15 protein-coding genes are annotated in these 14,794 nt (G+C 70.3%); 9 read left to right on the top strand and 6 right to left on the bottom strand.

Translation table 11 applies throughout. The features are described 5' to 3' along the window. Positions 1-48: 48 nt before the first annotated feature. On the top strand, positions 49-534 hold the full coding sequence (locus tag G6N26_RS07575) for a MarR family winged helix-turn-helix transcriptional regulator (protein WP_067165904.1): 486 nt from the start codon (positions 49-51) through the stop codon (positions 532-534). An 8-nt stretch (positions 535-542) separates the two neighbouring features. On the opposite strand, the gene G6N26_RS07570 is transcribed toward G6N26_RS07575, so the two are convergent. Next, positions 543-1,370, bottom strand: a complete 828-nt coding sequence (locus tag G6N26_RS07570; protein WP_083019537.1) for a class I SAM-dependent methyltransferase — start codon at positions 1,368-1,370, stop codon at positions 543-545. A 185-nt stretch (positions 1,371-1,555) separates the two neighbouring features. On the opposite strand from G6N26_RS07570, the gene fmt reads away from it, so the two are divergent. From fmt to ribD, 4 genes are all read left to right on the top strand, one after another. Next, positions 1,556-2,494: a methionyl-tRNA formyltransferase gene (gene fmt, locus G6N26_RS07565; RefSeq protein ID WP_083019539.1), complete on the top strand. Its 939-nt coding sequence runs from the start codon at positions 1,556-1,558 to the stop codon at positions 2,492-2,494. Then, positions 2,491-3,942: an RsmB/NOP family class I SAM-dependent RNA methyltransferase gene (locus tag G6N26_RS07560; protein WP_083019541.1), complete on the top strand. Its 1,452-nt coding sequence runs from the start codon at positions 2,491-2,493 to the stop codon at positions 3,940-3,942. The genes fmt and G6N26_RS07560 overlap by 4 nt, the downstream gene beginning before the upstream one ends. Positions 3,943-4,233: 291 nt before the next feature. Next, the gene (gene rpe / locus G6N26_RS07555) at positions 4,234-4,941 is read left to right on the top strand and encodes a ribulose-phosphate 3-epimerase (protein WP_095578243.1); all 708 of its coding nucleotides are present in this window, start codon (positions 4,234-4,236) and stop codon (positions 4,939-4,941) included. Then, the gene (gene ribD, locus G6N26_RS07550; protein ID WP_083019543.1) at positions 4,938-5,963 is read left to right on the top strand and encodes a bifunctional diaminohydroxyphosphoribosylaminopyrimidine deaminase/5-amino-6-(5-phosphoribosylamino)uracil reductase RibD; all 1,026 of its coding nucleotides are present in this window, start codon (positions 4,938-4,940) and stop codon (positions 5,961-5,963) included. The genes rpe and ribD overlap by 4 nt, the downstream gene beginning before the upstream one ends. Here the strand turns inward: ribD and G6N26_RS07545 are convergent. Further along, positions 5,960-7,516, bottom strand: a complete 1,557-nt coding sequence (locus G6N26_RS07545; protein WP_083019545.1) for an MFS transporter — start codon at positions 7,514-7,516, stop codon at positions 5,960-5,962. The genes ribD and G6N26_RS07545 overlap by 4 nt on opposite strands. Beyond that, the gene (locus G6N26_RS07540) at positions 7,513-8,220 is read right to left on the bottom strand and encodes an LppX_LprAFG lipoprotein (protein WP_067168802.1); all 708 of its coding nucleotides are present in this window, start codon (positions 8,218-8,220) and stop codon (positions 7,513-7,515) included. The genes G6N26_RS07545 and G6N26_RS07540 overlap by 4 nt, the downstream gene beginning before the upstream one ends. Positions 8,221-8,338: 118 nt before the next feature. Here G6N26_RS07540 and G6N26_RS07535 point away from each other — a divergent pair, with 118 nt between their 5' ends. The 4 genes from G6N26_RS07535 (at position 8,339) to G6N26_RS07520 (ending at position 11,324) form a co-directional block, all read left to right on the top strand. Beyond that, positions 8,339-8,938 (top strand): riboflavin synthase, encoded by a 600-nt coding sequence (locus tag G6N26_RS07535; RefSeq protein WP_067168800.1) that lies wholly within the window; start codon positions 8,339-8,341, stop codon positions 8,936-8,938. 121 nt (positions 8,939-9,059) lie between these two features. Then, the gene (locus G6N26_RS07530) at positions 9,060-10,337 is read left to right on the top strand and encodes a bifunctional 3,4-dihydroxy-2-butanone-4-phosphate synthase/GTP cyclohydrolase II (protein ID WP_067168808.1); all 1,278 of its coding nucleotides are present in this window, start codon (positions 9,060-9,062) and stop codon (positions 10,335-10,337) included. A gap of 37 nt (positions 10,338-10,374) precedes the next feature. Next, complete coding sequence (ribH, locus tag G6N26_RS07525) at positions 10,375-10,857, top strand: 6,7-dimethyl-8-ribityllumazine synthase (RefSeq protein WP_067168798.1); 483 nt, start codon at positions 10,375-10,377, stop codon at positions 10,855-10,857. Further along, on the top strand, positions 10,854-11,324 hold the full coding sequence (locus G6N26_RS07520; protein WP_083019547.1) for a PH domain-containing protein: 471 nt from the start codon (positions 10,854-10,856) through the stop codon (positions 11,322-11,324). The genes ribH and G6N26_RS07520 overlap by 4 nt, the downstream gene beginning before the upstream one ends. 93 nt (positions 11,325-11,417) lie before the next feature. Here G6N26_RS07520 and G6N26_RS07515 read toward each other — a convergent pair whose 3' ends face one another. The 3 genes from G6N26_RS07515 to G6N26_RS07505 form a co-directional block, all read right to left on the bottom strand. Beyond that, on the bottom strand, positions 11,418-11,756 hold the full coding sequence (locus G6N26_RS07515) for a hemophore-related protein (RefSeq protein ID WP_064936546.1): 339 nt from the start codon (positions 11,754-11,756) through the stop codon (positions 11,418-11,420). A gap of 103 nt (positions 11,757-11,859) precedes the next feature. Next, entirely contained in the window at positions 11,860-13,329 is a 1,470-nt protein-coding gene (locus G6N26_RS07510; protein WP_083019549.1) for a PPE family protein, read from the bottom strand. Positions 13,330-13,555: 226 nt separating this feature from the next. Then, positions 13,556-14,728 carry a cupin domain-containing protein gene (locus tag G6N26_RS07505; RefSeq protein WP_083019551.1) on the bottom strand — a complete coding sequence of 391 codons (1,173 nt, stop codon included), beginning with the start codon at positions 14,726-14,728 and terminating at the stop codon, positions 13,556-13,558. Positions 14,729-14,794: the final 66 nt, after the last annotated feature.

Raw genomic sequence — 14,794 nt, 5'->3', positions numbered from 1 at the left:
CTATTCCTTAGCCGCCGAGAGGCCGGAAACCATCCGGGGAGGGGCGATATGACAGCGGACAACGCGACTGTTGACGAGTCATTGGATGTCATCACCGATGCTTTGCTGACGGCCTCCCGTTTGCTGATGGCCATCTCGGCGCGTTCCGTCGGACAGGTCGACGAGACCATCACCATCGCGCAGTTCCGGACGCTGGTGATCCTGTCCAATCGCGGCCCGGTCAATCTGGCCACGCTCGCGGGCCTGCTGGGTGTGCAGCCCTCGGCCACCGGCCGCATGGTGGACCGATTGGTCGCTGCCGGACTGATCGACCGTTTGCCGCACCCGACCTCGCGCCGCGAGTTGCTCGCCGCGCTGACCACGCGCGGCCGCGACGTCGTCCACCAGGTCACCGCGCACCGGCGCACCGAGATCGCGGCCATCGTCGCCAAGATGCCGCCGCCGGAGCGCCACGGGCTGGTGCGGGCGCTGACCGCGTTCACCGCGGCGGGCGGCGAGCCCGACGTGCACCTGGACGCCGATATCGACCTGTAGCCGGCTGACTAGTCGGTTCGCTTGGTGGCGGTGACCAGCAGGTACTCCCAGCCCATGGTGCCGTCGGCGAGGTGTTGCTGCGCGAGTTCGACGAGTTGGGCATCGAGCTCGGCGGCGAGCACCCGGTTGTGGCCGATGTTCGCGTAGGCCTCGATCGTCGGGCCGTAGTGCGTCTTGAAATAGGCGTGCACGGCCTCGGCGTCGGCGAACCGGTTCACCGCCAACATGCCACGCGCCGTGGTGATTTCGCCGACGCGGTCGCCCAGCAGCGCGGTGACGTAGCCCGGCCGTCCCCACAGCGCCGCCGGCGGCACGGGGTGCGACAGGCTCGGCCGGTAGGGCCGGATGGTGGCCAGCATCCGCCCGAAGAAGCCCTCCGGCGTCCAGCTGATCACGCCGATGGTGCCGCCCGGCCGGCAGACCCGGACCAGCTCGCTGGCGGCGCGTTGCTGGTCGGGCGCGAACTGCACGCCGATCGCCGACATGACGACGTCGAATTCGCCGTCGCCGAACGGCAGCGCGTGCGCGTTGGCCTCCCGGTAGTCGATGGTCAGGCCTTGGGCCGCGGCCCGGTCCCGCGAGCGCAGGAGCAGCTCGGGGGTGAGATCGGTGGAGACGACGGCGGCGCCGGTGGCGGCGGCGGGCAGCGAGATGTTGCCCGAGCCGGCGGCGACGTCGAGGACGCGCACGCCGGGCCCGATGCCGGTGGCCTCGACGAGGGCGGGACCGAGCGGGGCCATCACTTCCTCGGCCATCAGGGCGTAATCGCCCAATGCCCAAACCGTGCGATGGGTGGCGGCGACTCTGGCGTCGCTGATGGTGGAGTCGACGGTCATCAGACCTCCTTGGGGGAAGGGAAAGGGTCATCTCTCGACGTCGATGTCGACACGGAACGGCGGTGCGGTTCACGCCGCCAGATTATGACTGCCAGAAACAGTAGCCATAAGCAATAGTGTACGCACGCAAACCAGCCACCCTCGGGCGGGTCCGGGCGGCCTCCGGCGCTTTCTAGACTGGGCCGGTGCGCCTCGTCTTCGCCGGTACCCCCGAGCCCGCGCTGCCCGCGTTGCGCCGCCTCATCGACTCGCCCCGCCACGACGTGATCGCGGTGCTGACCCGGCCCGACGCCGCCGCCGGGCGGCGCGGCAAGCCCGAGCCCTCACCGGTGGCCCGCGAGGCGCTCGATCGCGGCATTCCGGTGCTGCGGCCGTCGCGGCCGAACTCCGCGGAATTCGTCGCGGAGCTGTCGCGGTTGGGGCCGGACTGCTGCGCGGTCGTGGCCTACGGCGCGCTGTTGCGCGACGACCTGCTGGCGGTGCCGCCGCGGGGCTGGATCAACCTGCACTTCTCCCTGCTGCCCGCCTGGCGTGGCGCCGCGCCGGTCCAAGCGGCCATCGCCGCGGGGGACACCATCACCGGAGCCTCAACGTTCCAGATCGAACCCAGCCTGGACTCGGGCCCGGTCTACGGCGTGGTGACCGAGACGATCCGCCCGACCGATACGGCCGGGGAATTGCTTGAGCGACTCGCCATTTCGGGTGCGGCGCTGTTGTCGACCACGCTGGACGGCATCGCCGATTCGACGTTGACGCCGCGACCGCAGCCGTCCGAGGGGGTCAGCGTCGCGCCCAAGATCACCGTCGAGCAGGCCCGGGTGCGCTGGGACCTGCCCGCGCTCGTGGTGGACCGCCGCATCCGCGCCGTCACGCCCACCCCCGGCGCCTGGACGGTGATCGGCGACCTGCGCATCAAACTCGGCCCGGTCGCCGCCGACGACGCGCCCGGTATACCGGAACCGTTGCCGCCCGGGGCCATTCACGTCGACCGCAAGAGCGTCTGGGTCGGCACCGGTTCCGATCCGGTTCGCCTGGGCCAAATCCAGCCGCCGGGAAAGAAATTCATGAACGCGGTCGACTGGGCGCGCGGTGCGCGGCTCGACCCCGCGGTGCGGGCGACATGAGCACCGGCCGTGACGGGCGGCAGCGCAACCGGCCGGACCGCACGCCGAGCCGCCCGCAGCGCCGGCCCGCGCAGCGGGATCGCCGGCCCGCGCGCCGGCCGCTGGACCCGGCCCGGGCGGCCGCGTTCGACGTGCTCCGGGCGGTCAGCGAGCGCGACGCGTACGCGAACCTGGCCCTGCCCGCGCTGTTGCGCGAGCGCGGAATCAGCGGCCGCGACGCCGCATTCGCCACTGAGCTGACCTACGGCGCGTGTCGCAGCCGCGGCCTGCTCGACGCGGTCATCGGCGCGGCCGCCGGGCGCGCCCCGGAAGCCATCGATCCCGTCCTGCTCGACCTACTGCGCCTCGGCGCGTATCAGTTGCTGCGCACCCGGGTGGACGCGCACGCCGCGGTGTCCACCACCGTCGAACAGGCGGGCATCGAATTCGACTCGGCGCGAGCCGGTTTCGTCAACGGGGTGCTGCGCACCATCTCCCGGCGCGACGAACGGTCCTGGGTCTCCGAACTGGCCCCGGACCCAGCGCGGGACCCGATCGGGCACGCCGCGTTCGTGCACGCTCATCCCCGATGGATCGCCCAGGCCTTCGCCGACGCGCTGGGCGGGGCCGCGGGCGAACTCGACGCGGTGCTGGCCAGCGACGACCAACGGCCCCAGGTGCATCTGGCCGCCCGCGCCGGCACGCTGACCGCCGCCGAGCTGGCCGACGCGGTGGGCGGCACCGTCGGGCGCTATTCGCCGTACGCGGTGTACCTGCCGGGCGGCGACCCCGGGCGGCTGGCGCCGGTGCGCGACGGGGCCGCCCTGGTCCAGGACGAGGGCAGCCAGCTGGTGGCGCGCGCTCTGACCCTGGCGCCGGTCGAGGGCGACGCCGGACGCTGGCTCGACCTGTGCGCCGGGCCGGGCGGCAAGACGGCGCTGCTGGCGTCGATCGGCGCTGATTCGGGGGCCCGCGTCACCGCGGTGGAGCCGGCCCCGCGCCGCGCCGACCTGGTGGCCGAGAACACCCGCGGCCTGCCGGTCGACGTGCTGCGGGTCGACGGCCGGCACACCGACCTCGAGCCGACGTTCGACCGGGTGCTCGTCGACGCGCCCTGCACCGGGCTGGGGGCGCTGCGCCGCCGGCCCGAGGCGCGGTGGCGCCGTCAGCCGGCCGACGTGCCGGCCCTGACCAAGCTGCAGCGCGAGTTGCTGGGCGCCGCGATCGCGCTGACCCGTCCCGGCGGCGTTGTGCTGTACGCGACGTGTTCGCCGCACCTGGCCGAGACCGTCGGGGTGGTCGCCGACGCGCTGCGCCGCCATCCGGTCAGCGCGCTGGACACCCGGCCGTTGTTCGAGCCCTTGGACAAGGGAGCGGACTTGGGGGACGGGCCTTACGTGCAGTTGTGGCCGCACCGGCACGGCACCGACGCGATGTTCGCCGCGGCGCTGCGCCGCGAAGCGGGGTAGTGCGGCGGCGAACCCAGAAGGACCTGTCGCCGCGGCGCTGCGCCGCGAAGCGGGGTAGTGCGGCGGCGAACCCAGAAGGACCTGTCGCCGCGGCGCTGCGCCGCGAAGCGGGGTAGTGCGGCGGCGAACCCAGAAGGACCTGTCGCCGCGGCGCTGCGCCGCGAAGCGGGGTAGTGCGGCGGCGAACCCAGAAGGACCTGTCGCCGCGGCGCTGCGCCGCGAAGCGGGGTAGTGCGGCGGCGAGGGGTAGCGACACCGCCAGATGTGAACTGAGCGGCGCAGCTCAGTAGTCTGGCGCTCATGCCTGGCAACACGGATTCATCGAAGGGGCCCCTGATCGCACCGTCGATCCTCTCCGCTGACTTCTCCCGGCTCGCCGACGAAGCCGCCGCCGTGACCGGCGCCGACTGGCTGCACGTCGACGTGATGGACAACCACTTCGTGCCGAACCTGACGCTCGGGCTGCCGGTGGTGGAGAGCCTGCTGGCGTCCACCAGCATCCCGATGGACTGCCACCTGATGATCGAGGACCCCGATCGCTGGGCGCCGCCCTATGCCGAGGCAGGGGCCTACAACGTCACCTTCCACGCCGAGGCCACCGAGAATCCGATCGCGGTCGCGCGCGATATCCGCGCCGCCGGCGCCAAAGCGGGGATCAGCGTGAAGCCGGGCACACCTCTCGAGCCGTACCTGGAGATCCTGCCGCAGTTCGACACCCTGCTCATCATGTCGGTGGAGCCCGGCTTCGGCGGCCAGAGCTTCATTCCCGATGTCCTGAGCAAGGTGCGCACCGCCCGCAAGCTCATCGACGCGGGGGAGTTGACGATCCTCATCGAAATCGACGGCGGGATCAACGGAGACACCATCGAGCAGGCCGCCGAGGCGGGCGTCGACTGCTTCGTCGCCGGTTCGGCCGTGTACGGCGCCGCCGACCCGGAGACCGCGATCGACGCGTTGCGGCGACAGGCCGCCGCCGCCTCCCCGCATTGGCGTCGATGACCGTTTCGCCGGGTGAGGGCCTTGACGCCGCGATGCGCCTGGCGATCGAGCAGTCCACTCTCGTCAAGGGAACGACGTATCCGAATCCCCCGGTGGGCGCGGTCATCCTGGACGCCGCCGGCGAAGTGGTCGGCGTGGGCGGCACCGAACCGGCCGGCGGCGACCACGCCGAGATCCTGGCGCTGCGCCGCGCCGGCGACCTGGCCGCGGGTGGGACCGCGGTGGTCACGCTCGAACCGTGCAACCACTACGGCAAGACGCCGCCGTGCGTGAACGCGCTGCTGGACGCGAAGGTGGGCACGGTGGTCTACGCGGTCGCCGACCCGAACCCGGAGGCCGCCGGGGGCGCGGCGCGGCTCGAGGAGGCCGGCGTCACGGTGCGCTCCGGTGTGCTGGCCGACGAGGTGGCCGGCGGCCCGCTGCGGGAGTGGCTGCACAAGCAGCGGACCGGGCTGCCGCACCTGACGTGGAAGTACGCCAGCAGCGTCGATGGCCGCAGCGCGGCCGCCGACGGCTCCAGCCAGTGGATCTCCAGCGAGGCCTCCCGGATGGATCTGCATCGCCGCCGCGGGGCGTGCGAGGCGATCGTGGTCGGCACGGGCACCGTGCTGGCCGACGATCCGGCGCTGACCGCCCGCTTGCCCGACGGCTCACTGGCCGAGCGGCAGCCGCTGCGGGTGGTGGTGGGGATGCGTGAAATACCCTCGGAGGCAAAGGTTCTCAACGACGATTCGCGAACCATGCTGATCCGGACGCACGATCCCATGGAGGTGCTCAAGGCGGTGTCGGACCGCACCGACGTGCTGTTGGAGGGCGGCCCGACCCTGGCGGGCGCCTTCCTGCGGGCCGGCGCGGTCGACCGAATCCTGGCCTACGTCGCGCCGACCCTGCTGGGGGGTCCGGTCACCGCGGTCGACGACGTCGGGGTGTCGACGATCGCGCGGGCGTTGCGCTGGCAGTTCGACAGCATCGAACGGGTGGGTCCCGACGTGATACTCAGCCTGGTGCCGCGCAGCGGCTAGCGCTCGCTCAGCGAGACTTCCTGCGGCTCAGGAAGTTCTGGTTCCTCAGCGTGTTCCTTGCGGCCGCCGATCAGCAGGCCCAGCAGCGCGCCCACGATGCAGATGCCGACGGTGGCGGCGAAGATGTCGCCGTACATCTGGGCGAACGCCTTGAGGTACATCGTTCCCTGGATGGCGATCCGCTCCAGCAGGCTGGCGTCGGCCGGGATCGCGGCCGTCATGCCCGCCACGATCTGGTTGAAGCGGTACAGGCCCCACGCGCTGAGCGCGGCCACACCGATCAGCATGCCCGTGTTCCGCGCCACCACGACCGCCGCCGAGGCGATGCCGTGCTGGGCGGACGGGACAACCCGCAGCGCCGCGGAGCTCAGCGGCCCGATGACCAACCCGAGGCCGAAGCCGGCCACCAGCAGGTCGGCGTGCAATATCGGCACGTCGAAGAGCCCGAGAATGTTGTGCTTCTGGCTCATCACGTCCTGGCGCCAGTAATGGATCAGCCAGTAGCCGTAGGCCGCGATGAGCAGTCCGATGAAGGTCATCGCACGGTCACCGATCCGGGTGGCGATCCACCCGCCGAGCACCGCGCCGATCGGCAGCGCGATCAGGAACCAGGCCAGCAGACCGGCGGCCTGTGCCTGGTCCATCTGCAGCACGCCCTGGCCGAACAGCTCGACGTTGACCAGCGTCACCATCAGCGCCGCACCCGCGAACAACGACGTGCCCAGCGCGGCGAGGAACGGCCGGAAGCGCACGCCGGCAGGTTCGATCAGCCGGGTGCGCGCGAAACGCTCCCAGAGCAGGAATAGCACGCCGACCACGACCGCACCGATCACCAGCGGCAACCCGTAGCTGGGCAGGATCTGCTTGCCGTCGGGCTGCGGGTTGTACAGGCCGATCACGGCGAGCCCCAGCGCGACCGCGAGCAGCACGCCGCCAACCAGGTCGACCTTCTCGGGCTCGTCGGCTCGCTCGTGCGGCGGCAGGCCGAACTGGATCATCGCCATCGCGATAAGGGTCAGCGGGACGTTGATCCAGAACACGTAACGCCAGTCGTGGAACAGGAAGACGATGAAGATCCCGTACAGCGGGCCCAGCACCATGCCGAGCTCCTGCGCGGCGCCGATACCGCCGAGCACCCCGGCGCGGTTGCGTTGGGCCCACAAATCGGCGCCCAGGGCGAGGGTGACCGGCAGCAGCGCGCCGCTGGCCACACCCTGGATGGTGCGGCCGGCAATGAGCAGGTGGAAATCGCCCCAGTGGCCGGCCAGCGCGGTGACCACCGAACCGACGATGAACAGGGCCAGGCTGAGCTGCAGCACCAGCTTGCGGCCGAACCGGTCGGAAGCGCGCCCGAGCAGCGGCATGGCGGCGATGTAGCCCAGCAGGTACATCGTGATGATCCAGGTGATGCGTTGCAGCTGGTTGATCGGGATGTGAACGTCGGTCATGATGTCGCGCATGATGCCGACGACGACGTAGGCGTCCAGGGCGCCCAGCAGTACCGCCAGACTGCCGGCACTGATCGTGACGCGGCGTCCGGTTTGTGAACTCACGAGCTCACCGGGGGCTTGGTGACCTGAACCTGCTCGCCCCACTTCGACAGGGTGATCTCGGCGGCATTGCCCGAACTCTTCTGCAGGTTGGCCCGGACCAGCTGGTGGTCACCGGACTCCTGGATCCACACCGTGCTCGGCACCCGCTGGGTCGCGTTGAACTGCGGCACGATCTTGTTCACCGCGTCGGCCGACACGTTCCCGCTGACCTTGATGGTGCTCTGCCCGTCGATGGTCTCGCGGCCCTCGGCCTTGGCGTCGCTGAAGTTCGCCAGCGCGTTGCCCAGCCCGCTGTCCGGGTTCAGCAGCACCGACACGTCGTAGATGTCGGAGGCCTTGCCGAAGTCGCTCCACTTGTTGGGGGTCAGCGTGGCGTACAGCGTTCCGTCGACGACCACGAAGTTGGCGTCGATATCGGAGCCGCCCAGGGTGATGGTGGCGTTGCCCGACGCGGCGGTGGCCGGCGCCGTGGTCAGGTCACCGTTGAGCGTCTTGATGGGGAGTCCCGGGATCTTGCCCTGGATGCTCAGCGCGATGTGCGCGCTCTGCACCTTCTTGGTGGCGTCGGCCGACTGCTTGACCAAGGTCGTGCCGTCGGGGAGTGGTGCGCCGCTCTGCTTTGAGCCCGACGAACAGCCGGCGATCAAGGCGGTGGCGAGGGTCAGGGATGCGATGACGGCCGATAGACGGCGGCGGGTCTGCATACTCTGCATCGTAGAGGGTGCCGGTGACTGCCCTGGTGAACGCGGGGCCCCGGTGTCGCCCGTGCGGCGGTGTTTGCCCTGCTCATCCGCCTGAGGACGGGCCAATTAGCCTTAGGGGATGTTTACCGGAATTGTCGAGGAACTCGGGGAGGTGACGGGTCGCGACGTCCTGTCCGACGCGGCGCGGCTGACGATCCGCGGAGCCGTCGTGACCGCCGACGCGGGCCACGGCGACTCGATCGCCGTCAACGGCGTGTGCCTGACCGTCGCCGAGCTGCTGCCGGGCGGCCATTTCACCGCCGACGTGATGGGCGAGACGCTGGACCGGTCCAACCTTGGCGAATTGCAGGTCGGCAGCCGGGTGAACCTGGAGCGCGCCGCGGCCGTCAACAGCCGGCTGGGCGGGCACATCGTGCAGGGCCACGTCGACGGCACCGGGCAGATCGTGGCGCGCGCGCCGTCCGAGCACTGGGAGGTCGTGCGCATCGAGATTCCCCCGGAGGTGGCCCGCTACGTCGTCGAGAAGGGGTCGATCACCGTCGACGGGATCTCGCTGACGGTGTCCGGGCTGGGCAGCGACCCGCGCGACTGGTTCGAGGTCTCGCTGATTCCCACCACCCGCGAACTGACCACGCTGGGCCAGGCCCCGATCGGGACGCAGGTGAATCTCGAAGTGGACGTGATCGCCAAATACGTCGAGAGGTTGATGTCCCGCTGATCAAGCCGTCGCAATAACCGCGCCGCCGGCGTGGTTCATACTGAATGCAACACGTGGGCTTCTCGTGTGAGCCGTTTTGACAGTGTTCCCGCCGGACAGCGGGGACGGCGAGGTAGCAGAGATGACGAGGTTGGACTCCGTCGAGAGGGCGGTTGCCGACATTGCGGCCGGCAAGGCCGTCATCGTCATTGACGACGAGGACCGGGAGAACGAGGGCGATCTGATCTTCGCCGCCGAGAAGGCGACGCCGGAGATGGTGGCGTTCATGGTCCGCTACACCTCGGGATACCTGTGCGTGCCGCTGGACGGGGCGATCTGCGACCGCCTGGGGCTGTTGCCGATGTATGCGGTGAACCAGGACAAGCACGGCACCGCCTACACCGTCACGGTGGACGCGAAAGATGGTGTAGGAACCGGAATTTCGGCTTCGGACCGCGCCACCACGATGCGGTTGCTGGCCAACCCCACCAGCGTCGCCGACGATTTCACCCGGCCCGGTCACGTGGTTCCGTTGCGCGCCAAGGACGGTGGGGTGCTGCGCCGGCCCGGTCACACCGAGGCCGCGGTCGACCTGGCCCGGATGGCCGGTCTGCAGCCCGCGGGCGCCATCTGCGAGATCGTCAGCCAAAAAGACGAGGGCTCGATGGCCCAGACCGACGAGTTGCGGGTGTTCGCCGACGAACACGACCTCGCCATGATCACCATCGCCGACCTGATCGAGTGGCGGCGCAAGCACGAGAAGCACATCGCCCGCATCGCCGAGGCCCGGATCCCGACGCGGCACGGCGAGTTTCGTGCCATCGGCTACGCCAGCATCTACGAGGAAGTCGAACACGTCGCGCTGGTTCGCGGCGAGATCGCCGGGCCGAACGCCGACGGTGACGACGTGCTGGTGCGCGTGCACTCCGAGTGCCTGACCGGTGACGTCTTCGGCTCTCGCCGCTGCGACTGCGGGCCCCAGCTCGACGCCGCCATGGCGATGGTCGCCCGCGAGGGGCGCGGCATCGTGCTCTACATGCGCGGCCACGAGGGCCGCGGCATCGGCCTGATGCACAAACTGCAGGCCTATCAGCTGCAGGACGCGGGCGAAGACACCGTCGATGCGAACCTCAAGCTCGGATTGCCTGCCGACGCAAGAGATTACGGGATCGGTGCTCAGATCCTGGTCGACCTCGGCGTGCGCTCGATGCGGCTGCTGACCAACAACCCGGCCAAGCGCGTCGGGCTGGACGGGTACGGCCTGCACATCATCGAGCGGGTACCGCTTCCGGTGCGCGCCAACGCGGAGAACATCCGTTACCTGATGACCAAGCGGGACAAGATGGGTCACGATCTGGCGGGGCTGGATGACTTTCACGAATCCGTCCATCTTCCGGGTGAATTCGGCGGGGCGTTGTGAGCCTCCCCGATCCCGCTGGCGGGGGAGAGCGGCGCCGATGAGTGGTGGCGCCGGCGTGCCGGAAGTGCCGGCGCTTGACGCCTCAGGTATTCGACTCGGCATCGTGGCCAGCACCTGGCACAGCGAGATCTGCGACGCGCTGCTGGCCGGCGCGCGCAAAGTGGCCGCCGAATCGGGTGTCGACAACCCCACCGTGGTCCGCGTGCTCGGCGCCATCGAAATCCCGGTGGTGGCGCAGGAGCTCGCCCGCACCCACGACGCCGTCGTCGCGCTGGGCGTCGTGATCCGCGGGCAGACACCGCATTTCGAGTACGTCTGTGACGCGGTGACCCAGGGCCTGACCCGGGTCTCGCTGGACGCATCGACGCCGGTGGCCAACGGCGTGCTGACCACCGACAACGAGGAGCAGGCGCTCGATCGCGCTGGGCTTCCGGCGTCGGACGAGGACAAGGGCGCGCAGGCGGCCGGGGCGGCGCTGTCCGCGGCGCTCACCCTGCGCGAGTTGCGCGCCCGGCCGTGACGTCGCCACCCGACCGCGAAACCTGGGACGCGGTGCTGCGTCCCCACCGCACGCCGTTATTCGCCTACGGGGCGGCGGTACTCATCGCCGGCGCGCACATCCTGGTGGGCCTGTTGCTCAAGGCAAGGTCCACCGGCGTCGTTTTCCAGACCGCCGACCAGGTGGCGATCGCGGTGCTCGGGGTGGTCATCGCCGGCATCGTGCTGTTGTTCGCCCGCCCCCGGTTGCGGGTCGGGCCACCGGGCGTGTCGGTGCGAAACCTGCTGGGGGACAAGCTGATCGAGTGGCCCGATGTCGTCGACGTCTCGTTTCCGGTGGGACACCGCTGGGCGCGCATCGACCTGCCCGACGACGAGTACATCCCGGTGATGGCCATCCAGGCCGTCGACAAGGGCCGCGCGGTAGAGGCCATGGACACAGTGCGCGCGCTGCTGGCGCGCTATCGGCCGGACCTGCAGGCCCCGTGAGCGCCGAACAGGTCGGCGGGCGCGCTGCTTATCCGCAGCGGCCCGCCGCCTGACGACCTAACGCTTGAGTCGGAATACGCCTATCGGAGGCACTCAGTAGCGAGTGCAGTCCGTCATCATCTGCTGGAAAATCGGCAGGGCCTGCTGGGCCCCCTGGTTGTGCTCGATCGCGTGCAGCAGATTCACGCGCTGATCGGGCGACGAAGCCAGGTACTGCTGCAAGAACTGCTGGTTCGGCGGCGACTGGTCGAGGTACTGAGCGGCCATCGGGTTCTCGGCGTGCACCGCCCGCATCGCCTGGTCGTAGCTACAGGTCGTGTTGATCATCGGACCGTAATCAGGACTGGCGGATGCGACCCCGGCCCCAGCGGTCGACGCCAAAGCCAGGCCGCCGACGGTGACGGCCAGTTTGGCCAACGAGCGCTTCATCATTTACGGACTCCCTCCATTGCTGTGCCCCCACTCTAACGTTGAGTTAGAAGCTTGGTAGCCAGAACGGAGGCCGCCCAAACCGCCGGCAACGCGTTCGGGGTGCTCAGGGGGCGTCCGCCCGCCCCGTGTCCGGGGGTTCGCTTTCGGGGCCCCAGCTGCTCGGTAGCAGCGGCATTGGGGGTCCGTCGCCCAGTGGATCGCCGGCGATTGTGGTCAGCCCCACGGGGGCGGCGTCCGCGCCGCGGGCGGTGCCGGCGAACCCCAGGGGCCCCGCGCCCCGGTCCGAGGCGGTCGCCGGGGTTTTGCCGGCGGCATCCGGGTTCGGGTCCGTGTCGAGGTATTCGTAGCGGTGCCCGGGGTCGACCATGCCCTGCCGCTGGCGGCGCCGGCGGCGGGCCTGGTCCCGCTGGGCGGGGGCGGCCGCCGCGGCCGCGGCGGCGGGCTCGACCGATTTCCGCTCGGCCCGCGCGGTCGCGCGGACCTCCGCACCGGCCCCGAGGCCCGGCGGGCCGACGACGTACGGGGCACTGAAGCCCGGGACCGCCGTCGCGGGTGGCGCCGCGGGCGCCGCGACGGATGCCGGGGCCGCCGCCGGTGTGGCTGCGGGCACCGGGGCCGGCGCCGGGGCCGGGGCGGGTGTGCTCAGCCCCGGCGCCATCGCGACGGGCGCTCCGGTGTGGGAGGGCGCCGGCGCGGCCGCCACCCCCGGCAGCGCGGGCGCGGGCTGCGCGACGCCGGCCAGGCCGGCCAGTCCCGCCAGGCCGGCCGCCCCGGCGACGGGGAGGAAGGGGACGATCAGCCCGACCGAGAGCTGCGTCAATTGCGGCACTTGGGGAATGAACGTGTAGAGCGACTCGCCCGCCCAGTGCGGAACCTTGAGGAGCAGCGGGTCGGTCAGCAGGGAGTGGATGGCCGTGGACGGGTTGGATCCAGAGCTCAGGTCCGAGTGGAGTTCTTGGGCGACCATTTCCACGCGATCTACCCACCAGCTCAACTGATCTGCCCCCCCGCCCGCATCTTGGTTAGGCGGGTTGGCCAGCTGGATCGCCGGGGGCGGCGCGGTGGGCGGGACCCACGTCATCGCGGTCTGGGAGATCGCTTCGTACGTTGCCATCGCGGTGGCCGCCCGCAGCCACATCTGCAAATAGTCGAACTCGTTTTGCGCGATCGGAATCGTATTGACACCAAGGAAGTTCGTCGCTATCAGCGAGGCGTTCAGAGCTTTGTTGGCTGCGATCTCCGCCAGTGTCGGCATGGCCGCCACCGCGGCGTCGTAGGCCGCGATCACGGTGTCGTGCTCGAGGGCCGCCGCCGTGGCGTTGGCGCTGTTCTGTAAAAGCCAGGCCAGGTACGGCACGTGCGCGGCCACGAACTTCTCCGCGGTGGGACCCTGCCACGTCCCGGCCTGCACCTCGGCCAACAAGTCGCTGAGTTCTTGGGCCGCCGCATCGTATTCCTGACTCAACGTCAGCCACGCCGTCTCCGAGTTCAGCAACGACGCGGGCCCCGGGCCGGTGGAGAGCGCCGCCGAGTTCACTTCCGGCGGGAAGGCCGCCCAGATCGGCATCGTCATTGTTGGCCACCCTCGTCGTTGCGAAACTGCGATCTCGTTCGAAGGCTTGGGCGCCGATATCGCGTGCTACCAAGTCAACCGACGCGTCCACGGGCTGCGACGGGTCAGCTAAGCGGTAAGGGCGTCCGCGTGCGGACGATGGTCCGCATGCCGTGAAGCTTATCCCGAGAAGATCCGCAAATACGGATAGCATTCCTGGATTTCACCGGAAATGCGAAGCTAATTGTCAGTCTTTGGACAGCCGCGCGAGGAATCCGTTGAGCAGGAGCGTCTGAGCCAGCCCCGCCTGCTGCGGGGCGCTCAGACCAGGCAGCTCGCCGACCCGGAACGGCTCGGTGCTCGCGGCGAGGAACCGCATCGCGGCCTCGTGGTCGAGCCCGGCGGCCACGGACAACTGAGCGAAGTGCAGGACAACGCGATCGGCGGAGCGGGTCACCCGCGCGTAGAGCGGCTGGTGCTTGCGCACCAGCGTCTGTGCGTCGATTCCGACGGTGTCGCTGACCCGTCCGACCGGTGGGCACCGGCCGCGCCGGGCCAGGACGTCCTCCAACGCGCCGAGACCGTCCTCGACGATGCCGGGCCCCCCGAGGGTTCGCAGGGTGTCGCGCACCAGGTCGCCCAGCCCGGCGCGGACGTCCGCGTCGTCCAGGTGCCGCGGTGACAAGCGGGCGTGCAGACCGGGGTCGCGCAAACTCAGCGCGTACAGCGCGTGCGTGACGAGCGTGAGCACGGTCGGCGCGTGCAGACCGATCGTCAAATGGAGCGACGGCTCCGAGTGCGTTTCGGCCGAATGCACTTGGCCGCGCGGCAGATACAGCACGTCGCCGGCGCGCAGGCGCACCTCGGTCGCCGGCGCCGGCCCGTCCGTCCCGACCCCTTTGCGGCTCTGGATCTCGTGTGGCGGCACCGGCGCGCCGGTGGACACCTGCCACGTCTTGGACCCCTGGATCTGCAGGACCAGCACGTCGTGCGGGTCGTAGTGGGGGACAAAGCCCGTGGAGTCCGGGGGCGTGACGTAGGCGTTGACCCGCGTCGGGAAATTCAGCTCGACCTCGAGGGAATGCGACAGCGTAGCGACGGTGCGCAGGTACCGCTCGAGACCGTTCAGCACGATGGTGTACCCGTCGGCCAGGCCGTCGCGGGCCCGGGCCGGGTCGAGACTGCCGTCGCCGCGGCGGTAGCTCGCCGGATCCATGTCCTGGCCGCCCTTCACGAGCCGCATCGCAGACGGTTCCGGTTGCATCTGGTCGAGGAGGTCGTCGACCGAGGGCAGCAGGCGATCGAAGTAGCGCGGGTCGGCGCGCTGGATGTGGTGGGGCCGTCTCGCCCAGATCTCGTCGAGGAACGTGTCGACCGACACTGGCTGCAGCAACCAGGCGAGCGAGGACTCGGCGGCCAAGTTTCCTCCCAACCCTTTCCGGCCTCCCGAAATGTTCGTGGGCACCACAGTAGACCGGCACCCGCA

The organism is Mycobacterium marseillense, assembly GCF_010731675.1.
In the GTDB taxonomy this organism is placed as follows: Bacteria; Actinomycetota; Actinomycetes; order Mycobacteriales; family Mycobacteriaceae; genus Mycobacterium; species Mycobacterium marseillense.
Note: the sequence above shows the minus strand (reverse complement) of the source record. Positions and strands in the feature narration are given on the sequence as shown.